Genomic DNA, 24346 nt, shown 5'->3' with positions numbered 1-24346 from the left:
TTTCTGTATGATTTCCAGGAAACCGATCGATGAAATCACCCCAATCCCCCTTAACGCTTCTTACATCAATCGTTCCACCACCCAGACAAAGACGGCAGCGATCGGAAAAATGGTCCACCAAAAGTCAGCGAAGAAGGCTGTTAAGGTATTCAATCGACTAGGTCCGATATACCTGGTGTCATATTCCCCCTCTAACACTCGTTGTTTAAAATCTGTATCTCCTTTGATCAACTGATCTAATGTAACATCAAACAGGTCACTCATGGCCACTAGCATATCCAACGAAGGATCACTTCTGCCACTTTCCCATTTCGAAACGCTTTGCCGGGAAACATGGAGCATCGCTGCCAATTCTTCTTGCGACCATTCATGATTTTCTCGTTGCCTTCTAATGGTGTGAGCTACGTTCATGACATCCCTCCCTTTTCCACAACATACACGTTTCGTTTTCCCCAGTCACGATCGTATGAGGAGAATCCGGCGCAACTGCTGGTTGCTGCTCTTTCGGAAAAGTGTGCATTGGCAAGCTTAAGGCCGGACATGCTTCAGGCTGAAGGTATAAAACGCGGCCACCAACAACTCCTCAGCCATGTCCAAAGTGGCAGGATCGTAGGTCAATTCGTGATGAGTTAACGACAGGCCCTGAATCTTCATGGTTGCTAATACCTCTCCCTGGGATTCCAGTACAAAAGTTTTACGACCCTTGTCGCTTTTAATAACAGCTTCATTCCCATTGTAACGGAGGGTTAGCCGCATATTCGTGTTCATAGTGGAGGTGTTGGTCATGGTCGCGACTTGTTCTTGATGCTCTCCGTAGACGATCTTCCATTGGTCTCGCGCCTGTTCCGTTTGTTTGGCATCCGCGAGGATACGGTGGTCCTTGTTGAATAAACGAACGTTCTCTATTCTTGCCAGCTTCAGCAACTCCTTGCGGGAGTCATAATATTTTCCGCAGTAATACTGGAGACGCTCGTTCTCATCCGTTACCTGTACATTGCGGCTGGAAAAAATAATAAATGGTTTGCGGAAATACAATGTTGCCAAGTCAGACCCCTCCTCATGATTTAGGACGCCTTTCCCTATACACGTTTTGGGGAATCATGAAACGAGTTAATTGGATAAAATAGAAAAATATGGTTTTGATTCCTGCGTCTTTGTGAATAAGAAAAAGGAAAAAATACATACTCAAAGGAGCTTTTTATCATGCATAAATTCTTAGCTACAGGTGCCGCAAGTCTGCTGTTATTATCCGCCTGCGGAACCGACGAAGACACGGAGACCAATACCTCCGATGAAACAACCAACCAAGATCAAAATGAGGATCAAGCCAACACGGACGATGCCAATGCTGACAGCAGCGAATCGGACGAGAGCGAAGCTCCAAGCGCCGAGAAGGTAGTGGAAGAAGCCGTCGCTTTCTATGACGACCTGAACAGTCTCTATTTTGTCATAGAGGGAGAGACGACCATGGACTTGGATGAAGAACAGGAAAACGTGCCGGAAGGCCGTTTCACCACCACGACGCGAGAAACCCAGTGGGATTATGTTCGGGACGGGGCCTACTATAATCGCCTGGAATTGGATGTCACGACGGAAGGCGAAGAGAATGGGGATTCGTTCTCGGAAGAGGAACCCACCAGCTACCAGTTCACGGACCCGGAGGATCCTGCTTATACTATCACTTATGACGAAGGCGATGAGGAAGCCATTCGGTATGATGCCGGCAGGGACGACGAGGGCTACGACATGAGCCAGGGTGCGGCCCCGTACGAGCAGTTGCTGGAAGAGGCTGACCTTACCTATGTCGGGGAAGAAGACGTGAATGGGTACGATACGTACCATATCCAGGCGGAAACGGAAGACGGCCCTTCCGACTACTGGTTTGATCAGGAAACCTATTACGAAATCAAATCCGAGCGCGAAACCTCTGCGGACGAAGAACAGGCTGCCGGAGATGCCACGAGCAACATGGAAGTCGTAGACTTTGAGGTAAACCCCGATTTTGACGAATCCCTATTCCAAACGCCGGAGGATATCGACGTGGTAGACGGCGAGCTTGAGGATACCGTAGGGAATGAATGACGTTTGGAAGGGGAGGAACCTTTTCTGTTGCTGGGAGGATAACGAGGAGCCGAAAAAAGAACCTCTTTAAGCCTGATACAAACGCTAAAACCATCAAAGATACATTCGATGATTTTCTTGTCCGAAAACGGGAGCAACGATGGGAAAACCGAGGAAAGAAAGGCTTAATCGTTCTTGCCTCTCTCGTGTTAATTGCTTTATTTTACCTTGGCTCCCATTGGTTCGGCTACAGCACCGAGACCTTCGATTCCATCATGGATGCGCTGAGTCGTCATGATTAAACCCATCGCATCCAAGAACCTCAAGAAAAATGAAGGGGCTATCCCAGCCATAGGATAGCCTTTTTCTACTGTTTGTTGACTGCTGATAATCGTCATTATGTTTACCTCTCATCTTACAGCAAGCAGTCGTTGAAAGCTCGATCCTTGGGTTGAAGCTTTTTTCTATATTTTAGAAGTATGAAGAGATTTATTAGAAAAGCTAAGGAAAGCATCCCTTTCCTTAGCTTTTTTAAAATCGAGATAGTATGAAAAATAAAATTATACCATTTTCTCTATTATATAATTGTATAATTGTATAATTGGTATATTTATGCTATAATGAACTTAACAAAATTAGAGAGGATGAATATAAAAATGGGCGTTCAAACAGAACAGAAAAACTTGCTTCTGGAGGAAATTGAAAAACTGAAACAAAATGAAAAAGAGTCCAAAAATATACTTGCTGCTATTGAAAGAACAAACGAAGGAGAAGATACTAATCAAGATCGAGAAATCGTATCGAGTTTTATAAATAACCAATTACCATATTATCGAGATGTAGGATTAGCCGATCAATTTACTAAACACCAAGTAGTATTATTAGCGGAACAGGAAAAAGAGGAAGCTCGACTGGCGTTAGAAACGTTAAGAGATCAGCTTCATTTTTTATCCATATGAATTATACAATTATTCAATGATACTTTAATTCAATTATTTAGGAGGGTTATGCTTGGCTCAAACAGGTCGAACCATGACAGAAATTTTTCAAAAAGCCGATATTGATATAAACGAACTTTCCAGAGAAGAAATTAAACAAATCATTGAAGCATTTGAAGAAACCTATTTCTTTGAAGATGATATAGACTTTTCAAATATATAGGATTAGATAATTGTATAATTGTCTTATTGAATAATTTATTTTTGTTTTTAAATGGTAGTTACGGCAGTTGTTGTTTTCTATTTTTATTATAGTCATTGAAATTAATATTTTCTCATTATATACAGAAAGGGTTCTTCTATGAAGTATGGTATATCTCATACATTAACCAATGATCAAATTAGAGAATTATATCACCAGGGCGATATTACAGATGAAGAATTGGATTGTTTTAGCGATAAAGAAATAGCTGAACATGAAAAATACGGAGTAAAGGTTTGCGTTCTTTATGAGGAAAACACTCTTTTTTCTCTATAAATATTATTTAACAATGATATAATTGAAATATTGTATAATTTACTCAATATTGCTATTATCAAAGCATCGGCTTTCTCTATTAGTGATATTGGCACTCATTACACGGTTTTATCGAAAGGAGTTAGTCATAATGACAGCAACAACCATTACATTTGGTAATTTTAAAGGTGGAGTTGGAAAAACGACAGCTGCTACTTTGATTTCATACTTGCTTCAAGAAGATGATAAAAAAGTGCTTCTAGTCGATCTCGACCCACAGGCTAACGCTACTAATTTTTTATCTTTAACCTATGATTATGATTTCTCTGACTTCACTACGTTATTTGATGCTATGAAAAAAAAGAACTTAAAAGAAGCGATCATTTCTTTTACCGATCAACTACATTTACTCCCTAGCGCGATTGATTTAAGTTCTTTCCCGCAATATTTAACGACATTAAATTATAAGAATGGAAAAGAAAATCACTTTCTAAATGATTTATTAAGTGACATGAAAGATGACTATGATTATATAATCATTGATGTTCCACCAACGATTTCTCCATTCACAAACAATGCGTTAATAGCATCAGATTATGCTGTCATTGTGATGCAGACAGAATTAGACAGTCTAACCGGAGCGATGGATTTTAATGATTATATTGAAATGATGCAAAAAAGTAAGCCGTCATTATCTGTTCTAGGAATCTTACCTTATCTGGAAAAGAAACGGAGTAAAATAGATAAATTCATTTATGATTCAGCCATGTCTGATGAGTATCAGATCAAAGATTTTATGTTTGATAGCCGGATATACGATCGTGAACGAGTTAAACGTTTTCGAGTGAACGGTATTACTGATCAAGATAGGCATGATAAACAAACATTAAGTATGTATCGTGAAGTGAAAAACGAAATTTTAGAAAAGGTAGGACAACATATATGAACAATAATTTAAGTAACAAAGGCATTAATAATAGAGCCAAAAAGCATAATTTTTTTGCTGAGCAAAATGAGAAAAACGAAGATCATTCTAAAGAAGAACAATCCTCGACGAGGGATGTAGAGTTGTCTCGTTCAGAACAAGGCCCCGAAGATTTAACATCATATAACAGCACCAAATCAAAATATGTTTCGATTCATTGTTCTCCAGAAGATCACGAACGCTTAAAAGTATTATCTGTGATGAATGATACTTCCATGATTCATCTTGTTGCACTTGGAGTTCAGCATATTGCTACAAGTGAAGATTTCCAGCCGGAAAACAAAGTCGAAAATCTTAAAAAATACACTACTTTTCGTATTTATCCCGAAGATAGAAAAACCTTAAAACGAGCCGCCTTAAAATATAGAACCACTATTGTAAATCTGATTGCGAATATGACTGATTATTTAGAGGAACGTTACAAGTAGTACAGGGAGGTATCAACTCTACGGTGATAGCAAACACATTAGATGCTGGCAGACAAAAGATTGCCGAACAGCCAACGAGTATTAGGCTTTCTCTACTTATCGGCTTTCTTTTAACGGCTTTCTTTCTATTTCTCATATTTCCGCAGACGTTTCTAGTGGTTACAATCATTACTCCTATTGCTATTGTAATAGGCGTCTTTATGATCTACGCAATGGCCTATATTTTATTAACTTTTATCAAGATAGCTCTAGGGGTTATTGCTTTTGTTTTGCTGTTTATTGGCCTTAGCAACCTTTTATTTTAAGAATCTTTGGAACGTTTATGTATTTGATAATTAACCTCTGCCCTTGTTAGCAGCGCGATAAAATCCTCATTAATAGCCGCACAATACCGCATGATTGTAGGCATACCAACATTTTTCTTTTTTTCATTTTCGACTAAAGAAATATAACCATAACCAATACCAGAAGTCATAGATACTTGTAAAATAGATATGTTCTTTTCATGGCGTGAACGTTTCATTTCTCTAAAAATAAAAGTCATGCGTTCCTGGGTGATTTTCTGTAATTCCTCTTGTTCTCTATTCATGGGGGTTTAGCCCTCCATTTTCTTATGATATTCATTCAGCATAAGAAATAGAAAAAAATATTACATTTAACTAGAGGAAACTCCATTGATTACCGCTTAATGTACTGTTATGCTGTTGCAAACAGGAAATTTTTATCTGTTGTTTAAAATAAATCTAAAAAAACGAAAAAATCCCTGACTTTAGTGTGAACGGCGGACAACCTAATCACTAAAGACAGAGACTTAGACGAGAAGCTTTTTAATGCGGCAAGCATTAAAATTATTATGCTATTTGGTTATAGTGTATCACATGAAGTGATAAGGGCAAAGAAAAAACTCTCACTTCAATATATTACTTAAAGTGATATAAAATACCAATAACTCTTAGTATATTTTGTTGCTTGCATGAACTTCTCTTTAAGTCTTTCGGGACACAAGGAGGAGCTTTTTTATGTCTACAACATCATTTGCCAGTGCAAAAAGAAATAATTTCACAATGGTCGATAACAATTTTATTAATAACTCTCAACTAACTCTGGAAGCAAAACACTTACTTACAATTTTCTTATCTAATTCAGAGGATTGGAAAATCAATATGACCGATATTGTTAAGCGTTCTAAAAATGGACGCGACAAACATTATGCTTGCTTACGTGAATTAATTACTCACGGTTACGTAGCACGTATTGAAATCCATAATGGTATTAATAAACGCTATGAACAACAGATTTATGTTTTTTCTGACATTGTTGAAGAAGTGAAAGCTCAAACTGACACTATTTATAAAGATTACTTAGAACAAGGAAAAAAAGTTACTATCTATCACGAACAAAATAAGCAAAAAAGTGGTTCTGAAAAGCCGCTTACTGGAAATCCGGATACGGGTCAAAAGCCGTTTACTGAAAATCCGGATACGGAAAAACCGGATACGGAAAATCCGCACATTAATAATAAGAACTTAGAAAATAAAAATTATAAAAAGAATAATCTAATTAAAGATCAATCAATAGAAGATGCTATTGATTTGTTAGATATACCACATGAGATAAAAACTACGCTTACCAAGTATCAAAAGAGATTGATTGATGATGATATTTCTTTAATTGATATAGAAAACAACTACAAAGCCCATAGAAAGATTTTAAGTTCTGGAGAATACCAAAGCGCCTTAAACTTTGTTTTAACTAAATTTGAAGGTCCTATTGCTTCTATTGAAGCTGCTATGAAAAACGCAATTACTAAAAAAATAGAGTTTCGCAGAATAGCCAATCAGAGTAATCAACCTAAACAAGATACGATGCCTAAATGGTTTAAGGACGGAGAGATTGATACTAAAGTAGATATGAAATACACTACTTCTACTAATGACAACTCCACCTTTGAAGATGAGAAAGCTCAATTTCAGAAAATGTTAGAACAAAGACGTAAAAAATAATCAAAGTAGTCCAGCCACATAAAAGGCTGGACTACTTTTTGTTTAACCAAAGTAAACTTTACTCAAAAACATTCAATATTCATTATTACTATAGCGAAAAAAGTCTGCTATTCTAGCAACAAATAAGGGGACTAAAGTAATATATTTATGTTTATTTACAATTTATATTGTAGTAATTACCTTAATATGGTTGAATGGAGGCAGATTAAATATGGATGAAGCACAACTAGAAGCCAACAGGGAAGAAGCATTAGATAAATTTTATCGTGCGTTGGAGAAGTTTCATGTGACGCACGACCCCGAAACAGGCAGGTTATCAGAGCCAATGATAATTGTCGCTTATAACCGCCGCAAACGTGTAGAAGTTTCACGTATCATGATCTTTAAGAAGTATTTTCTTATTATTCGTGACGAAGAATGGGACACTCAACGCATGATGTATGAAAACGTGAAGGGCTTTCGTCCTTACAGCTTTACCGTAGAATAATGTTCTACTCATTCTAAAGTTAGGGGTGATGAAGATGAAACATAAGCAACAGCGAATGTCTTGTTGCGAATTAGCTTATCGAGCCGCCTATCTTCGGACCTTTGACGATGAATGTTACGAATTAAAAGGCCAACTGGCCGTGGGAGATCAAGGCCAGTTGGCTCGATTGGCTGATATTTATTACCGGGTCCGTTCGGCTAAAAATCATCAGAACTGTCAGATCGCTAAACGAAAAAAACCAGAGGAAGAGTTGATATTACATCAATAGCACGTCTATAACTACATATAGCGTGTCCTTCTGATTTCCTGGCATGATTTGGAGGATATACGATTTCGATGCAGGTTTGCGAGTTCCAGCCTAAAGCTCGCCGCTACCCCGATGGCGTAAAATGCCGCTTTTATTCTGGTTCTTCGTGCATGCCTAAAACGTTGTGCATTGGGAAGCTACGGCTCCGGCTGTACGCATGTTTCCATAGGGTTCCCGCTTTCAGCCATAAAGCGGAAGTCCCCGAACACCGTACCAGAAGGAAGGGGGTGAAATGTGCAGGAAAGGATGTTTCTAATGGTAACTAAACGTCTGGCCCTTGTGACCTTGCTTGGTTCTGTTCTCACGCTTTCGGCCTGCGGCGGCCCGCCCACGGAAGAAATCGAGGACTACGATCAGTTCATGGAAACGATCAACGCTGACGATTTTACCGGGTTTGCGATGTATATTTACAGCCCGGACGTGGACGAAGCCAAAGACAACGTGTTCCAGGCGTTTGATGAAACAAGTGCCACGCTCACGTATACGAATGGGTGGGAGTATGACCAAGAAACGAAGGATCGGGCCAATGAAAACAGTGGAAAAATGAATTTAATTACGCCTAGTGATGAGGTTGTGTATGTGGAAGATGGAGAAGTGTTAGAAGAATTTGAGGTGGACGGGGACGACATCAAACAAGAAGAATACGAGGGCGAACTCCAATCTTTTGTGGAAAAATACGCTGAATAAATGAGGTGTCTCCGTGGCAGGACGAAAAGAACAGAAGCAAAAGAAAGACATTGCGAAAAAGATGATGGAAAAGCAGAACGTCAATTACGAGGACTGGTTGCACGAACAGCACACCAAATACATTGACGATCACTTGCTGGATTTTGTCGGCTTGGATGATGAAGATACGACAAGTAAATCCCAAGCCAATGAAGCAACACAAACGAACACCGAAGAACCATCTGAACGATACTAAACCACCCAAAGGAGGGGTACGATGAAAGAATTAATGCTTCAATCGTTCACCGTAGGGGCGGCCGGCGTAGACGGCCTTGTTTCGACCGGGGAAGATATTCTAAGCATGGCCCAAACGATGGGACTGATTGCTGCTGCTATTGCGTTATGCGTGGGCGGCTATTATTTGATTCTCGGCGGCGACCGGGGCCGGACAAAATCAGTCGGTTGGTTTATCGGCGCCGCTGTCGGCCTTGTAATCGTGATGGGCGCTTATGGGTTAGCTCAGGCCATTGATTCCAATATTTCCTTTTAACGTCATAATTTTAAAATAAATAGCATCGAAACAAGAGCCGTTCTGCGGCTCTTTTTTTCATGCTTTTTTTAGGAGGAGGAACCATGCTGTACGTGAATTTTACGCAAGGCAATCACCCAAAGATTCAACGGCATCAACGCATCCCGTTTGATGAAGCGGTGAAACTCTCACAGGACATAGAAATGGAAATGCGGGACCAGAACGACACCATTCCGGCTTATTTTTATGTACTGGACGATGACCTGAACGAAGAAATGTATGAAGGCCGGTTTACCTTTGGAAGCAAACAGGCCCCGAACCTGTTCATGCACATCAAAAAGAACCTGCCGAAGATTCGGACAAGTAAGGAAAAAGAACGGATGCGGCTGGCCTTTCTGGAAGATATGGAAGCATTGGTCGAAGAAGAATACAAATTCGAGGAAGAGATTCAACCGAACGAGAACGTGGATGCCAACTACGTGTCCCGGCTGAAACGGTGGCAACGCAAAACGGTGTACGGCGTGGCGGCATTTTTTGTCCTTACCTCCATTGGCCTGTTTTCCTTCTTTATCATGCAATTATCCTCCGTGAGTGCGGAAATGCAGGAAGTGACGAACACCAACGAAACGCAGGAAGCCAAAGTCAGCACCTATCAAGACGCCCTCATGGGAGACAAACAGGAATTACTGGATTACTACAAGGATAAGGACCCGGATGATCTTTCCACGCAGGAACGAAACATCTATGCGAGTTTTCTAGCCGATAACGAACAATTTCAACAGATGAACAAGCTATTCGACAACAAAGCCACGGCCGTGGAATTTGTTCGATTGAACAAGGACAACGACACTCTCCAAGCCTATCACGATGCGTTTCCTACGGACGAAGGGGCGTTTGAACTGGCCTATCAGAACGGCAATTATGACAAGGTGATAAGCACCGATAACGTAGACATGACGAACCGCCGAAGTGAACTGCTGGCAAAAGCCTATCTGCATCAAGACGATGTGGAAGGAGCTGAACAGGTCTATCAAGACCACCAGACCGATGCGATACGGGAGACGATCGACACCTATCAAGAGCATCAGTCCACGATCGATGATCTGAACAGCCAAATAGATGAACTGGACGAGGATGCGGATAAGATCGAGGAACTGGAACAGGACAAAGAAGAAGCCCAACAGCAACGGGACGACATGTAAAGGAGGGACAGCATGAAGATACTCAAAACGAAAAAAGCCCACGGGATTCTGGCGTTGCTCGGGGCGTTGGTGTTTTTTCTATTATCCAATACGCTGATTAATTTTTGTATCACGAACGTTCGCAACCTGCTTCAAGGGCTTGGCAACCCGGACCCTCCCGGCGTCTCGTTTAACTTCCTGGGGCTGTTATTCACGACCTCGGACATTCCGGCGCTTGGTTATTTGTTTATGTTTATCGCCACGCTGATTGTGGGCGGCATCTTCTATTACAAACTAAGGAGTAACTTTAAAGACATTACCGAAGGGGATGCCAAAGGCTCCAGTCGCTTTACGACCTTGAAAGAGATTCAACAGCAATATAAAGCGATTCCCGAAAAGGAAGCATCCTTTGCCGGAGAAGGCGGCGTTCCCGTCTCTCGGGAAGGCAATCAGATATACATTGATGATTCCAAAAGCAATAACTTATGGATAGGAACCACCCGGAGTGGTAAAGGCGAAATTGGCATGTTTCCGATGATGGATATTTATTCCCGGGCCGAGCAACAGGCGTCGATGGTCATTAATGACCCTAAGGCGGAATTACTGGCGGCATCCAAAGAAACCCTCGAACATCGAGGCTATCATGTGGAAGCCCTGAACTTGATTGAACCAGAAAACCGGTCCATGAGTTTTCAGATCCTCCAGATGGTGATTGATGCTTACGAAGAAGGCGATTTGGGGCAGGCCGAGCAACATGCGAAGGCGATTGCTCATATGCTGTATTCCGACCCGGATGCGAAGGATAAATTCTGGCAGGATTCGGCCAGTTCCTTATGTACAGCGCTGATTTTGGGGCTGTGCGAAAAGAACCTGCCAGACCACCCGGAAAAAATCACGATGTACTCCGTGGCAAACACGCTCAACGAACTGGCAAGTCAACAGGAAACGGACGAGAAAGGCACGATGATTTCCGGCTTGGACCACTTCTTTGACAGTCTGCCACGAAACCATCCGGCCAAACTCCAATACGCCACGGTGAAATTCGCGAGTGGGGCGGGCCAGACGGTCGCCGGGATTTTTGCCAATGCGTTTGATAAGTTGAGCATTTTCACGCTCACACCGATTGCGAAAATGACCTCGCACCATTCGTTTGATATGCGAAAGGTCGGGTTTGGCAAGCACATCACGGGCTTTGCATCGACGCAGGCCGAAATCACGGCCACGTTTCCGGAGGGAACAGAACGAACCCGTGCGAATACGAACGGCCTATTTAAGTTCAGTCATGACCGGGTGTTGGAGGTAGGCGACGCCGTGACATTTCACGATCATCAAACCGGGGCGGCCTTAACCGTGGCTGTGAACGAGATTAACGAAGAGACCGGAGCCGTGACGTACACGCACCAATTCACCCGTAAAGGAGCAAAACTGGCTACTATGACGCTCCGGGAATTTGAACACTTCACGAAGCCTACGGCCGTCTTTCTATTAACGCCGGATGATGATACCTCTCTGCATGTGATTGCGTCCTTATACGTTAAGCAGCTGTACACGGAACTGGCGAAAACGTCTTACTTCACGCCGGGGCGTAAGTGCATCCGGCAGGTCATCTTTATTTTAGATGAATTTGGGAACATGCCCTCGATCTCGGATATGGGCAACATGATTACGGTCAGTCTGGGCCGCCGGATTCACTTTAATCTGGTCGTCCAAGACCTCTCGCAGATCAAGCACAAATACGACAAGGAAGCCGACAACATTATCGGCAACTGTGCGAATAAACTCTATCTGCTTTCCACGGACTACGAAACGAACGAGGAATTTTCCAAACTGCTGGGCGAAAAAACGATCAGCTCCAACAGTCGGTCCGGGAGTACATTGAGTACGGATAAAAACAAAACCGAAGGGACCGATGGCCGCCGTCTGCTCGATGCGTCCGAACTCGGACGATTACAACCGGGCGAAATGGTAGTGTACCGGGGCATCAAACGGGAGGACTTGAACCGGGAGAACGTGACGCCGTACCCGATTTACAACCACGGCAAGACCCGGATGAAATTCCGGTATGAGTATTTAAGCAACCAGTTTAATACCGACATCGACCTGGAGGACATTGATATTAACTGCAAACACGCCGACCTCAATCTTCAAAAGGTGATTTACCGATTCGAGGATGAAAACACCGATCACGGCTCGGCCAATCAAGACGGGCCAAAGCAAGATCAATCCCAAGCACCTTCTTCCGAAGTCCAACAGGGGGAAGCTGACAACAACCAATCGGCCGATGATGAAGCATCGAAACAGGCCGTAGGCATCAGCGATGATGCGGCGGCCTTTGAAAGCAAGCCCGTTCGAGAGGTGATAGATGCGACCCTGTTGCAGATATTAGATCAGCAAGTCCCTTCAGACGTGCATCAGATGAATGTGGGCGAATGCGAGGCTTCGTTAACCGAATGGAACGAAGCGGAATGGATACCCGAACGAATGATGACCCAAGCGAAAGATGCTATTAAAAACGAACGCCGAAAGTACCAGAAATCCATCGACAAAGGAGAGAATATCGATGCCGAACCGATCTCTTCAACGACTGGCTGACGTCTTACACCATTTTGAAGATATGAAGGTGGGGGGCGAACTCATTATCCGGCTGACCGATGGGACGGTCAAAGTAAAAGAAAAAGACGATGATTCCGGAAATGTGGACGTGCTGGTGGATGAGTACGATTATGCGATCAACACCAGTGTGAACGAGTTTTTGACCTGCTAGACCGGGCCGAAAGGAGGGAACGCCGTGAACGATGAACAGATACTAGAATACCTTGAACGGTTTTCCGACGAATTAACGAAAGGCACGATCGTGATTGACCTGCTTCGCATGATGGCATGGATGTTTGTCAAAGGCATGGCGTGGATTGTCGATGCGTTTCAGAACATCACGGATTCGATGCTCGGGCTGAAACTCTTATACGATAACCCGCAGATCACGGAATTTGTGAACACGATGCAACCCGTGTTGGTTATCCTCATGGCGATCAACCTCATGTTCATTGGCTATCTGCTTATTTTGAAACAGGACGCTGTGAACCGCCCGGCCCTTGTCTCGAACGTATTCATGGCGCTGGCGATCATGACCATTTTATCGGTCGGCATGAATCAGGCCAATGAATTTACCGATCAAGCTGTGGATGCGGTGAACTTTGAGAATGGGACCAACACCTTAGCCGATGATGCGATCAAGAATAACATTACCGATGTGGCCCTCTATGATCTGCAAGGATGGGAAAGCACCGAATTGGAAGAAGAAAATCAGATCAATCCGTCTTATGCCCAAGACCTTACGATCAATGCGCCGCTCAATGAAGATACGCAGATCAACAGTGAGGAAACGTTGAAAGATAAAGGCCAAGACATTGTATCGAAAAAAATCCAAACCCTACCGGACGGCACACGGGAAGTGACCGACCTGGAGGATGGGGGTTGGATTTCCAACATCACGCAGGAATACTATTACCGCTATAACGTGGATTGGGTCCCGTTGATCGCAACGCTGACGGTCGTTGCCGCCGTGTTAGTGATCATTGGCGTTAAACTGGCTACGCTGTTTTTCAATCTGGCCTTTAACTATGTACTGGCTCCGCTCGTGGCGGCGTCCGACATGCACTCCGGCCAACGGATGAAGCAGGTGGTCCAGAACATCATCAGCATTTTCATGGTCACGATCATGGTCTTTTTATCCCTAAAAATCTACATGATTGCGGCCGACATGCTGAACGACAGTACGGACGGTCTGGTGTACGTCCTCGGCATGGTGGGCCTAAGTGTGGCCGTGTTGGATGGACCGAACATTGTCGAACGGCTCTTTGGCCTAGACGCCGGGTTGAAATCCAGCTGGGGCGCGCTGGCCGGAACCTATGCCGCCGCCAAAGGCGCCGCCGGGGTAACGAAAGCCGGCATGAGTGGCGTGAGAAACATCAGCGACAAGATGAGCAACAACAAGGAACAAAGCAACGGCGGCTCGGGCGGCTCGGGGAATCCGAACACCGGCAACAGCCAGGACCGGGAGGACGTCTCCCAAGCCGCCGAAGGGCAGTCCGGGACGGGTGGACCCGGCAACGTGGCAAACATGGCCGACTACCGAGGCAATAAAGCCGGGACGGACAGCCAAAACAACGACAAGGCCAACGAAAGTGTCACCGATCAAGGCGACATCCCGACCGCCAACGGATCGGCATCTTCGAATGATGGTGCTTCGGCGGCTTCTCCGGCCGATCAAACCGATAACCCGACTTCGGCCCAACAAGCGAATGACAAGCCAAGCGCCATTCCGGCTCTGCATGAGGAAATGGACGAAGAACAGGCGAAGGCGACCGGAACGGATGGCCCCACCAAAGGCAGAATCAACCGGCAAAGCTCTAATGCCACGTCTCCGGTCAACGGTCAAAGCCCTTCGTCCCAGTCTGGGACCACGGAAAGCCCAGATATGAACGAAACCCCGGACACGGGCAACGCTCCGGCATCGGTGGATGCCAATACGGACACCGGAGACACCGCAAGCGTTCAGAACATGAATACGGCTAACGCCGGACAAACCGGAACGCACCGGGAGCAGGTGACACAGGAAACCGATAGCAGCAGTAGCCAAGACGTGGAACAGGACATGCAAACCGTACAGGGGCAACAGGCATCTGGCGGCAACGTCCAGACAAACCAATCCGGGTCGGCTGGCGAATCAGCTTCCACGGAAACGCCGTCCACCGGGAACGCTCCGGCATCGGCTTGGGCCAATACAGACACCGGAGATACCGCAAGTGTTCAGAACATGAACGGCGAAACCACCGGCTCGGCCGGAACGCATCGGGAAAGTGTCACCCAAGAAATGGACGGGACCAGTACTCAAAACGTGGAACAGGACGTGCAGACCGTACAGGGGCAACAGGCATCTGGCGGCAACGTCCAGACGAACCAAGCCGGGACATCCGCATCCACGGAAACGCCGTCCACCGGGAACGCTCCGGCATCGGCTGGGGCCAATACAGACACCGGAGATACCGCAAGCGTTCAGAACATGAAAGGTGAAACTACCGGCTCGGCTGGAACGCATCGGGAAAGTGTCACCCAAGAAATGGACGGGACCAGTACCCAAAACGTGGAACAGGACGTGCAAACCGTACAGGGGCAACAGCAAGCATCGGGCGGCAACGGCCAGACGAACCAATCCGGCTCGGCGGCCAACGCCGGAAGCCCGGACGCACCAGCTACGGGGAACGCTCCGGCGTCTGCTAGTGCGAACAGCTCCGGCCAAGACACGGCCAGTGTCCGGCAGGAACAGGGACCGTCCAACAGCTCCGCAAGCACCCACCGGGAACAGGTGACGCAGGAAACGGACAGCAGCCGTACCCAAAACGTGGAACAAGAGGTCCAAACGTCCACGAACCACCGGCAGGACGGCGGCCAAGTAAACACCACCTATACGTCTGGCGGCGACACGGGAGGTCAAGCAGATCCACCACCGTCATCCTCGCCCGGACCGGGGCCAAGCGCTCCGGCATCTTCGCCAAGTGACGCCGGAGGAAACAGCGTCCGGCATGAACACTCCACCGAACAGGGACACCGGGGAGGAACAAGCAAGGAAACCATTCAGCAGGAACAGACCGTTCAGCATCAGGGCAATGATACCGAACAGGACGTTCAGCAGTCGGTCAAGCACCGGCAGACCGAAGGCCGGGTAAATCGCCGGGAACGGGTCACCGAACAGCAAGAACCGATGAAACGGAACTACGATCTCGGGAAAAACACCCGGAAAACCGTGAAACGAAACAATAAACGAAACTAAATCGAACGAAGCAAGGAGGGAAAACATGGCGTCCTACCGCATCCCCAAAGATATGAGTACCGAACTGAAAATCAATAAATGGATGTATCTAACAGATTTTCTTCTACTGATCGGGTTAATCCCGTTCACGATGGTCATGAGCAATCTGGTGCATGGCAACTTGATCTGGGGCTTTTACGGCTTCATGTTGTTTCTGGCCCTGCTCTTAATCATCCGGCCGACCAGTAACCCGAAACGCCGCATCTATCAAGCCGTGTACTATGCGATCATGCGCCGCAAAGACACGTACACGGCGATTGATTACTCCCCGGTCGAAGAAGCCGATGAGACGGAAAGGAGCGACAGCTAAATGGCGCTGTTTAACGATCAGAAAGGCCGTTGGTTTGGCAAGAGACCCAACGAAGGGACCGCGATCTTTGTCGAAAGCGATCAAGTCCAGAAACGAAAAAAGGAAGCCAAGCCCAAAGTCAAATCCAGCTTTGCCGACATCACGCCCGTGATTGATCTCACGGGCAACGGCTTTCTGGAACTCCCGGACAACAAAGGCTATATGGATATGATGCAACTGGAATCCAGCGATATTTATTCACTGAATGAAACGGATAAAACCAAAAAGATTTATCACTTTGCGACCTTCTTGCAGGGCTATAACCATGATTTTAAGATCATTCCGTTTGATTTTCCGGTGGATACGTCCTCCCAACAACGGCATATCCTTGAAAAAATGCAACAGGCCAAAAAGCCGCAATACCGCCTATTTTTAGAAAAGAAATTGCAGGAACTCCAATTCATCGAACAACGCCGCACCAACCGGGAATTTTACCTGTTCCTCTATGCCGATGATGAATACACGCTTCAATCCCGGCGCATGGAAGTGGAAGGCCACCTCAACGCCGTCTGCCCGGTCCTGCCAATCAGCGACGACAAGAAGATCAATATTCTCTACAAATTAAATAATTTGAACTCCAAAAACCGGCACACGCACGAAAGGGGATAACACATGCTCGCATCCATCATGCAGAAAGTACGGGGAACGACCAACGAAGAACAGGAACAGGCCCAAACGGACGGCTATAACCGGGAACTGGTGAGTACCATTCAGCCGCAGGGCGGCATCAAGTTCAACGAAAGCTATATCCGGAAAGGGGACGGCTACGAAACGTGTGTGCATATTTACGACTTTCAAACGATCGTCAATGACTTCTGGTTACAGGAGATCATGAGCATGGAAAACGTGATTGCGGCGCTCGATGTGGCAACCCCGGACCGCCGGGAGGTCATGTCGAAACTCAACAAAAGCATGGCCGAACAAAAAACCCGGACGATGCAGGCCAAAGAAACCGCCGATGCCATCGAAGCCACGGAATCGTTCGAGGAACTCTCCGGCGTGTACAACGAAATCCGGCAGGGCGAAGTGGTGAAACGCATTGTGTTGCGGCTGTATGTCTCCAGCAAGACGCTCGATGAATTGGAAGTCATGGTCAAAAAGGTGATTGATCACTTGGAATCGTTGAATTTCCGGGGGGCCGTCTTTCTGAACGAACAGGAGTATGAATGGGGGAGTTTATTCAATTCCTTTTCGCATCAAATGAAATATCCGAACAAACGCAAAGGCATCGAACTTCCGGCCCTCTCATTGGCCGGGGGCTTTCCGTTCCACTACACGTCCCTGGATGATCCGTTCGGCACACATTACGGCACAACGGACACCCACGGAAACGTCATTTTTGACCTGTTTCACCAAGATCATCAACGCAAGTTCTACAATGCCGTGATGGTCGGGAAAATGGGGTCGGGAAAATCCACGCTGCTCAAAAAAATGGCACTCGACAATACGATCAAAGGCCACAAGGTCCGGGTCTTAGACGTAACCGGGGAATTTGGCGAACTGGCCGACGCCCTAGATGGCCAAAAAATCGCGCTTGATGGCTCGGACGGGTCGATCAATCCGTTGCAGGTGTATCGGTCGGAAACCACGGACGAGGGAACAATCAAACAAGAAGCATCCTTTGCGAAACACCTCTCCAAAATGCAGGTATTTTACCAGTTCATCAGCCCCGATGTGAGCAATGAGGAAATCAAAGAATTTCAGAACACCCTGCGCCGCCTGTACGTGGAACAGGGCTTATGGTCGGACGAGATCGACCCGGAAGAAAACAACATCACGGAACGGCAACCAGACGAATACCCGATCTTTAGCGATCTGCTGACGATGATTCAAGATGATCTCTACATCGACCAAGCCAATGGCTTGGTGAACGAGGACGTGAGTGTTCACCGCCGGGAACGACTGGAAAACATTGAACTCAACATCAAGAACTTAAAGGAAACCTACGGGCGGCTGTTTAACACGCACTCCAGTCTGATGGACTTTGATAAAGAGGACTTTGTGGCGTTTCATCTGCGGAACTTGTCAGAGCTGTCGGCCGAAGTGTTTCAAGCCCAACTGTTTAATGTGTTGAATATGCTTTGGGACGGGATGCTCGGGAACGGCAATCCTCAACTCCGGGCGTTCAACAAGCACCGTCTGCGGTTCGAGGATGCGGTGCGGTACTTGATTTTGATTGACGAAGCGCACCACATCATTAACACCCGGAAAGGCTCGGAACATGGCGTCACGTTCCTCCAAACGTTCATGCGGGAAGCCCGGAAGTATTTCGGCGGCCTGTTTTTTGCCAGTCACGTGATCGAAGATTTTGTTCCGGCCAATGCGAATGAAGGGGCGGCCGAAGAAGTCAAAAAGCTGTTCAGTTTGACGCAATACAAGTTCATTGGCGAACAGGATAGTGAATCGCTCGCCCGGCTCAAAGATATTTTCGCCGGACAGCTCAACCAGTCGGAATTAGAACGCATCCCTCAACTTACCAAAGGGGAAGTGATGCTTTCCATTTCGTCCGTGAAGAACATCAAAATGAAAGTGGACGTCAGCAAACAGGAATTAGACTTATTTGGGGGAGGGGCCTAACACCATGAACACGGTAGCCAAAGGAGCCGCCAAAGCCGGGGGTGCGTTACTCAAACTTGGCACACTGAAACTGCGTCTCATCATCGGATTGTCGGCGCTTCTGGCCGTCTTTCTAACCATTATGGTGATCGGTTTCTTTCAAGTGATGATGGATACCACTTCGGATAATAACAGCAACTCCGGCACATTCGTGGCCGGAGGAACGCAGAATATTTCGACTAAAATTGAAGAATTACGTCCGGTGTATGAACAATACGCCAACGAGTTCGGGGTCAGCGATCAGGTCAACATTCTCATGGCTTTGTCCATGCAGGAATCCGGCGGCCGGGTCGATGACATTATGCAATCCTCGGAATCGCTGGGCCTTCCTCCGAACACGATTGACGACCCGGAACGCTCGATTGAACAAGGCGTCCGGTACTTCTCGAAGGTATTAGAAGATGCCAATGGTGACGTGAAATTAGCCCTTCAAAGTTACAATTGTGCGACACGTTCTTAACTGAAAAGGTTAAGCCCTGACCAACGGTCAGGAGAACTGCTATTTCGAGAAGTCAAATGACAGGGTAACGCCTGGAAGGGCTTCCTCTGATACTCCGACGTGCGAAAGAACGAAGTAAGCGATTCTTTTGTACGAAGCTCGGTGAAGACGGCTGAAGATGGTCGCCAGATACCAAAAGGTATCTCGAAAGAGGCCCAGCGGTGGGTTTTATCATTGATAGGTCGGGAGTCTACAACATGGCTAGGGATAGAATCGGTTCCGTAAAACCACGGGTAGGAGGAACCTGACGAATCTCCGAAGGTACGGGTCTAGAAAGTTTACTATCTAGAAATGGATAGGCCACGGGCGTGGCGCTGACGTGGATGAGTAAGAATAGTTGTTATGAAAGTCCATATGTCGTTACAGGCGACATCCCCTCAGCAGGCTTAAAGGAGAATCCTACGGTCATGAGAACAGATAGAAATAGCGGAACGTGGAAACCTGCTGACACGGAGGCCTTACTGCCGATGATGTGGGTGAAGGAAAATCATAACCTTCGTTGACAGCAGGGAGAGCGATGGCACAGTACCGAAGAAGGAATGGAAACATTCTGGAGGGATAGCCATTAGTCTAATGATGATATCAACACCTTATTGAACAAGCTGTGCTAGGGACGGATAAGGTTCTTGTAGGACTAATAAAGGTTACCTCTGAAAGGAGTACCGACTTATTCAAAAAGTAGCAAAGCTTCGACACGCTGAATACTATGACATGCAAGAAGATTTGGATGCCTTGTATCAGCAAAGTCGCAATGGGGACCGATTTTACAAGCTCGTCGAGCTTATGAGCAAAGATGAAAATATTCGCTTGGCCTATCGTAATATCAAGAGAAATATGGGTAGCCTAACGGCAGGTGTTGATGGCAAGACCATCCAAGACATTCAACAATTAACGATTGAGGAAGTAATAGAGCATATTCGAGCCATGTTCCAGTGGTACAAGCCTCAAAAGGTTCGAAGAACCTTCATTCCGAAACCAGATGGAAGCCGAAGGCCCTTGGGTATTCCAACGATTTGGGATCGATTGTTTCAACAGTGCATTCTTCAAGTATTGGAACCTGTATGTGAAGCAAAATTTCATGGGCATAGCTATGGATTTCGACCACATCGAAATACGCATCATGCCTTGGCTCGAATGAAATCCCTCGTTAATAGCCAAGGCAAAGGATTCCATTATTGTATCGACATGGACATTCAGGGATTCTTTGATCATGTACACCACGGGAAACTGTTGAAACAACTATGGAGCATGGACATTCGAGATAAAACCTTGATCGCTATCCTGTCTTCCTTGCTTAAAGCGGAAGTTCAAGGAGAGGGAATTCCCAGTCAAGGCACACCGCAAGGTGGAATTTTGAGCCCGTTACTTTCCAATATCGCATTGAATGAATTGGATTGGTGGATTAGCGACCAATGGGAAACAATCGAAACCAGTTATCCGTACGCTGGTCGTTCAGAAAAGTATAAAGCGCTGAAGAAAACGAATTTAAAAGAGTGCTTTCTCGTTCGATATGCCGATGATTTCAAAATTATGTGCCGAGATTATCCGACAGCGGTGAAAATGTTTTATGCGACGCGGGATTTTCTTCAAACTCGTTTGAAGTTGGATATCCATCCTGAAAAATCATTCATCGTTAATCTTCAGAAACACGCAAGTACGTTTTTAGGATTCTCGATCAAAGCACGGAAAAAGCGTAATCGGCATGTTGCTCATAGTCGAATGACAGCCAAAGCGAGAAAACAAGCCTATCAGAAACTAACGATGGCTGTAAAAGCGATGGCACGCAAACAAACACCACAAGCTGCTTGGCAATATAACACTACCGTAATGGGTATCCAAAATTATTATTCGGCAGCAACCCATATTAATCGAGACTTAGACCATTTGAGTAACCATCTTACAAGAATGCTTTACAACCGATTGCGACGTGACTGGAAACGAGCGAGCAAACGTGAGTTGCCCCATCGATTACAGCAACGATACCGAAGGTATCACCCCAAGTGGTACAAGTTGCAGGGCATTGTGCTCCTTCCAATCTATACGACGAAACATCAGTCCGCACGAAATTTCACACCAGCCATTTCTTCGTATACGAAACAAGGACGAGCACTCATTCATGACTCTCTGCAAGCTGTACCGGTGGAAGTATTACGTCATGTACAACGCTTTTATATCCCTCACCGGACGATTGAATACAACGATAATCGTATTACTACCTTCATTGCGCAGTATGGAAGGTGTGCCATGACAGGTCTATCGTTAGGGCTTACTGGTTGGCATTGCCATCATAAGGTCCCGTTGAGACAGGGCGGCACCGATCGATTTGATAATCTTGTGATTATTCAAGAAGATATTCATCAAGCCCTTCATCAGGGAGATATAAAGCAAGCTCGAACCACGTTAGGTCACTATACCTTAAACAATCGGAAGAAGCAGCAATTTGATGACTGGCGAATATTGGCCGGTCATCAACCGATCTTTCGCTCAACGAAATAACGATGTTGATATGGTTAGATGGAACGCCGTATGAGGGGAAACTCTCACGTACGGTGTGGAGTGGGGGAAAAGGTGGCGATCACGTCAAAACCTTACCTATCACTATTCGGCGGCGGTTTTATTGATTATGCGAACGCCAATAATGACGGGGAATACTCGAAAGATTTAGCGATTGAGTTTTCCAGGCAGCAGTATCAGAAAGTGAAAAGCACCGGAAACTATTCGTGCATCCGGCCCGAAAGTGCCGAAACCGGGGCTTGTTATGGCGACATTGGGTATGTGGATGCGGTGATGAAGTACGTCACCAACACGGCGACCACGGAGATCAATGGAGAGGTGGCCGAAGTCGTTCAAGTAGGCGAAAAATGGATTGGCAACAGTAACTATGTATTTGGTGGTGGCCGGTCGCGAAGTGACCAACAGGCCGGCCGATTTGATTGTTCCAGTTTCGTGTTCTGGGCTTATGAACAGGTCGGGGTGGAACTCGGAAACCTCGGCTCGGTGAACACGGATTCGCTCAAAACGAAAGGCCAACGGGTCGATTACGCCAACGCCCAACCGGGCGATCTTGTCTTTTTTGACACGTATAAGTTAGACGGACACGTTGGCATTTATGCCGGAGACGGCAAGTTTATCGGTTCACAGGGAAGCACCGGCGTAGCGATTGAAAGCATGGAAGATGGTTATTGGGGCGACAACTTTAATGGCCGGGTCAAACGGATTTCTTCTTAATCTCAAACGGATTTTATATTCAAAGGATGATACCTCATGGATACGATCAAAACCTTTAAATACTTCTCGATCGTGCTTCTTTTTCTATTATTGTTGTTCAATGGGTTCTTCTTTTTTAGCAACCAGACGAACGCTCCCACGGAAGCCGAAGCGACCGAATTAGAAAGCCAAATAAGCCAATTAGAAGAAGATAACGAAGCCTTACAACAGCAAGTGGAATACCAGTCCAAAACGGAACGGGAAGCTCGGTTTGATGAACTGGAAAGCCAGACGGCTGCGTTTATGAATACAGCCTTTGTGCATACCACGGACAATTATGAGAAACAAAAAGAACAAGCCGAAAACGTCATGAACGATCAACTCATGGACCGGTTTTTCTCTGCGGAAATGTACGGGGGCGGCGAAGTCACGACCGACATTGCGAACGAAGAATATTTCATCAAGAACATGAATGATGCCGAAAACGCCCAAGTGATTGTGCGGCTCGATCACCAGATTCATTACAAAGAAACTGGCGCCGATGAAACCAGTCCGATCTTAATGAAAGTGCATTTTGAACGACAAAACGGCACATGGATCGCGCAACGCATGGAAGATATTTCAGACACGGAAGGAGGATTCGATGCTGAATAAAGACCGATTAAATTTACGAAAAAAGACCAGCAAATGGTTCGGCGTAATCACAGCGGTGGTGGTGTTAGGATTCATTTTATTTAGCACATCCAATCTGTACATGGAGGAAACCATTGAGGTTCAAGCGTCTCCGATTGGCGAAGAAATCAGCACCACTGGGACCAGTGATGTGGAAGTATTGGACTGGATTTATGACAAAAAGAAAAACAACATGCAGGTCGTCATCGACATGAACGATCTCCGTTTTGAACAGGATTCGTTACAGTTTATGAGCAAACAACGGTCCAACGGTGAAGAAGTTCCCGTTCAAAAAACGTATCAGATGAACGACTATGCGGTGTTTGAAATCAGCCAATTAGACAAGAATTATGAACAGGTATTGCTTCAAATCGACCAACAGGAATCCGCCGATAACAGCACCGGAGAAGATGCGGAAACGAACACGGAAGAAGTCGAAACAATGGTTCAACTGTACACCGATTATCGAAAAGTCGAAGAAGCAACGATACCTTCCAATGATGAATACAGCTACGTGAAATATATTATGAATACGCTCATTCAAGATACGGAACAAACCATTGAAACGAAGAAAGAGGAACGCCAAACATTAAAACAAGAGATCGCTGATCTTGAAGAAGAAGCGAATCAAATTGAACAAGAAAAGAACTACCAAACGGACGAAGAACAGAGCGAAACGGACGGTTATTTAAACTCCTTAGAAACCGAAAAGAAACAGCTCCAGGGCGATATAGATGCACTGAATGAACAGATCAAGATGGAACAACAACGCATCGACAGTTACGAAGAACAGAAAAAACAGGAGAGCATTTCGCTTCAATAAGAAACAGGTTATCGGTCATTTTTTAACCGGAACCCTGTAAATGAATGGGGTAACGTTGTTCACAAATCCGTGAACAACCCCCGGTTTTGTTCACAAAACCGTGAACAAGCTGTTCACAAATCCGTGAACAAAAGCAATTTTTACGATAGCACTCCAAAAACCCGGCACTGCCGGGTATATCACGAAGTGATATCATTTTTCCCTTATGC

At 45.6% G+C, this 24346-nt stretch carries 29 protein-coding genes; 25 read left to right on the top strand and 4 right to left on the bottom strand.

The window, feature by feature from the left end; all coding sequences use genetic code 11:
- Nucleotides 1–60: 60 nt before the first annotated feature.
- Nucleotides 61–411, bottom strand: coding sequence for a helix-turn-helix domain-containing protein (locus ACTTK7_RS13445; protein ID WP_462868595.1), 351 nt, complete (start codon nucleotides 409–411; stop codon nucleotides 61–63).
- Nucleotides 412–528: 117 nt separating this feature from the next.
- Complete coding sequence (locus tag ACTTK7_RS13440; protein ID WP_462868594.1) at nucleotides 529–1044, bottom strand: tubby C-terminal domain-like protein; 516 nt, start codon at nucleotides 1042–1044, stop codon at nucleotides 529–531.
- A gap of 159 nt (nucleotides 1045–1203) precedes the next feature.
- Here ACTTK7_RS13440 and ACTTK7_RS13435 point away from each other — a divergent pair, with 159 nt between their 5' ends.
- A complete protein-coding gene (locus ACTTK7_RS13435; protein ID WP_462868593.1) occupies nucleotides 1204–2082 on the top strand; it encodes a LolA family protein in 879 nt (292 codons plus the stop codon).
- Between the two features lie 197 nt (nucleotides 2083–2279).
- Here the strand turns inward: ACTTK7_RS13435 and ACTTK7_RS13430 are convergent, their stop codons facing one another.
- On the bottom strand, nucleotides 2280–2459 hold the full coding sequence (locus tag ACTTK7_RS13430) for a hypothetical protein (protein ID WP_462868592.1): 180 nt from the start codon (nucleotides 2457–2459) through the stop codon (nucleotides 2280–2282).
- Between the two features lie 258 nt (nucleotides 2460–2717).
- On the opposite strand from ACTTK7_RS13430, the gene ACTTK7_RS13425 reads away from it, so the two are divergent.
- The 6 genes from ACTTK7_RS13425 (at nucleotide 2718) to ACTTK7_RS13400 (ending at nucleotide 5234) form a co-directional block, all read left to right on the top strand.
- Nucleotides 2718–3020, top strand: a complete 303-nt coding sequence (locus ACTTK7_RS13425) for a hypothetical protein (protein ID WP_462868591.1) — start codon at nucleotides 2718–2720, stop codon at nucleotides 3018–3020.
- A gap of 52 nt (nucleotides 3021–3072) precedes the next feature.
- A complete protein-coding gene (locus tag ACTTK7_RS13420) occupies nucleotides 3073–3222 on the top strand; it encodes a hypothetical protein (protein ID WP_462868590.1) in 150 nt (49 codons plus the stop codon).
- 138 nt (nucleotides 3223–3360) lie between these two features.
- The gene (locus ACTTK7_RS13415) at nucleotides 3361–3537 is read left to right on the top strand and encodes a hypothetical protein (RefSeq protein ID WP_462868589.1); all 177 of its coding nucleotides are present in this window, start codon (nucleotides 3361–3363) and stop codon (nucleotides 3535–3537) included.
- 130 nt (nucleotides 3538–3667) lie between these two features.
- Nucleotides 3668–4462 (top strand): ParA family protein, encoded by a 795-nt coding sequence (locus ACTTK7_RS13410; protein ID WP_462868588.1) that lies wholly within the window; start codon nucleotides 3668–3670, stop codon nucleotides 4460–4462.
- Nucleotides 4459–4929 (top strand): hypothetical protein, encoded by a 471-nt coding sequence (locus ACTTK7_RS13405; protein ID WP_462868587.1) that lies wholly within the window; start codon nucleotides 4459–4461, stop codon nucleotides 4927–4929. The genes ACTTK7_RS13410 and ACTTK7_RS13405 overlap by 4 nt, the downstream gene beginning before the upstream one ends.
- 23 nt (nucleotides 4930–4952) lie before the next feature.
- Nucleotides 4953–5234, top strand: coding sequence for a hypothetical protein (locus ACTTK7_RS13400; protein ID WP_462868586.1), 282 nt, complete (start codon nucleotides 4953–4955; stop codon nucleotides 5232–5234).
- Here ACTTK7_RS13400 and ACTTK7_RS13395 read toward each other — a convergent pair.
- The gene (locus tag ACTTK7_RS13395; protein WP_462868585.1) at nucleotides 5231–5518 is read right to left on the bottom strand and encodes a hypothetical protein; all 288 of its coding nucleotides are present in this window, start codon (nucleotides 5516–5518) and stop codon (nucleotides 5231–5233) included. The genes ACTTK7_RS13400 and ACTTK7_RS13395 overlap by 4 nt on opposite strands.
- A gap of 430 nt (nucleotides 5519–5948) precedes the next feature.
- Here ACTTK7_RS13395 and ACTTK7_RS13390 point away from each other — a divergent pair, with 430 nt between their 5' ends.
- The 18 genes from ACTTK7_RS13390 (at nucleotide 5949) to ACTTK7_RS13305 (ending at nucleotide 24137) form a co-directional block, all read left to right on the top strand.
- A complete protein-coding gene (locus ACTTK7_RS13390; protein WP_462868584.1) occupies nucleotides 5949–6932 on the top strand; it encodes a hypothetical protein in 984 nt (327 codons plus the stop codon).
- Nucleotides 6933–7143: 211 nt separating this feature from the next.
- A complete protein-coding gene (locus tag ACTTK7_RS13385; RefSeq protein ID WP_462868583.1) occupies nucleotides 7144–7419 on the top strand; it encodes a hypothetical protein in 276 nt (91 codons plus the stop codon).
- 34 nt (nucleotides 7420–7453) lie between these two features.
- Nucleotides 7454–7687: a hypothetical protein gene (locus tag ACTTK7_RS13380; protein WP_462868582.1), complete on the top strand. Its 234-nt coding sequence runs from the start codon at nucleotides 7454–7456 to the stop codon at nucleotides 7685–7687.
- A gap of 294 nt (nucleotides 7688–7981) precedes the next feature.
- A complete protein-coding gene (locus ACTTK7_RS13375) occupies nucleotides 7982–8413 on the top strand; it encodes a hypothetical protein (protein WP_462868580.1) in 432 nt (143 codons plus the stop codon).
- 13 nt (nucleotides 8414–8426) lie between these two features.
- Nucleotides 8427–8648, top strand: coding sequence for a hypothetical protein (locus tag ACTTK7_RS13370; RefSeq protein WP_022795281.1), 222 nt, complete (start codon nucleotides 8427–8429; stop codon nucleotides 8646–8648).
- Between the two features lie 21 nt (nucleotides 8649–8669).
- A complete protein-coding gene (locus tag ACTTK7_RS13365; RefSeq protein ID WP_022795282.1) occupies nucleotides 8670–8942 on the top strand; it encodes a hypothetical protein in 273 nt (90 codons plus the stop codon).
- An 83-nt stretch (nucleotides 8943–9025) separates the two neighbouring features.
- Nucleotides 9026–10123, top strand: coding sequence for a hypothetical protein (locus tag ACTTK7_RS13360; protein WP_462868579.1), 1098 nt, complete (start codon nucleotides 9026–9028; stop codon nucleotides 10121–10123).
- A gap of 12 nt (nucleotides 10124–10135) precedes the next feature.
- Nucleotides 10136–12694, top strand: a complete 2559-nt coding sequence (locus tag ACTTK7_RS13355; protein ID WP_462868578.1) for a VirD4-like conjugal transfer protein, CD1115 family — start codon at nucleotides 10136–10138, stop codon at nucleotides 12692–12694.
- Nucleotides 12663–12866 (top strand): hypothetical protein, encoded by a 204-nt coding sequence (locus tag ACTTK7_RS13350; protein ID WP_462868577.1) that lies wholly within the window; start codon nucleotides 12663–12665, stop codon nucleotides 12864–12866. The genes ACTTK7_RS13355 and ACTTK7_RS13350 overlap by 32 nt, the downstream gene beginning before the upstream one ends.
- A 24-nt stretch (nucleotides 12867–12890) precedes the next feature.
- Nucleotides 12891–15932: a pLS20_p028 family conjugation system transmembrane protein gene (locus ACTTK7_RS13345; protein WP_462868576.1), complete on the top strand. Its 3042-nt coding sequence runs from the start codon at nucleotides 12891–12893 to the stop codon at nucleotides 15930–15932.
- A gap of 25 nt (nucleotides 15933–15957) precedes the next feature.
- Entirely contained in the window at nucleotides 15958–16281 is a 324-nt protein-coding gene (locus ACTTK7_RS13340) for a DUF5592 family protein (RefSeq protein ID WP_298788571.1), read from the top strand.
- The gene (locus ACTTK7_RS13335) at nucleotides 16282–16929 is read left to right on the top strand and encodes a hypothetical protein (protein ID WP_462868575.1); all 648 of its coding nucleotides are present in this window, start codon (nucleotides 16282–16284) and stop codon (nucleotides 16927–16929) included.
- 3 nt (nucleotides 16930–16932) lie between these two features.
- Entirely contained in the window at nucleotides 16933–18897 is a 1965-nt protein-coding gene (locus ACTTK7_RS13330; protein ID WP_462868574.1) for a VirB4 family type IV secretion system protein, read from the top strand.
- Nucleotides 18898–18901: 4 nt separating this feature from the next.
- A complete protein-coding gene (locus ACTTK7_RS13325; RefSeq protein WP_462868573.1) occupies nucleotides 18902–19396 on the top strand; it encodes a lysozyme family protein in 495 nt (164 codons plus the stop codon).
- Between the two features lie 750 nt (nucleotides 19397–20146).
- A complete protein-coding gene (gene ltrA, locus ACTTK7_RS13320) occupies nucleotides 20147–21931 on the top strand; it encodes a group II intron reverse transcriptase/maturase (RefSeq protein ID WP_462868572.1) in 1785 nt (594 codons plus the stop codon).
- 72 nt (nucleotides 21932–22003) lie between these two features.
- On the top strand, nucleotides 22004–22663 hold the full coding sequence (locus ACTTK7_RS13315) for a C40 family peptidase (RefSeq protein ID WP_462868571.1): 660 nt from the start codon (nucleotides 22004–22006) through the stop codon (nucleotides 22661–22663).
- A 36-nt stretch (nucleotides 22664–22699) separates the two neighbouring features.
- Nucleotides 22700–23296, top strand: coding sequence for a hypothetical protein (locus ACTTK7_RS13310; protein WP_462868570.1), 597 nt, complete (start codon nucleotides 22700–22702; stop codon nucleotides 23294–23296).
- Nucleotides 23286–24137, top strand: a complete 852-nt coding sequence (locus tag ACTTK7_RS13305; RefSeq protein WP_462868569.1) for a hypothetical protein — start codon at nucleotides 23286–23288, stop codon at nucleotides 24135–24137. Before ACTTK7_RS13310 ends, ACTTK7_RS13305 begins: the two co-directional genes overlap by 11 nt.
- The last annotated feature ends 209 nt before the right edge of the window (nucleotides 24138–24346 follow it).

The organism is Marinococcus tarijensis (genome assembly GCF_054971385.1).
This window is presented reverse-complemented; position numbering and strand designations above follow the sequence as displayed.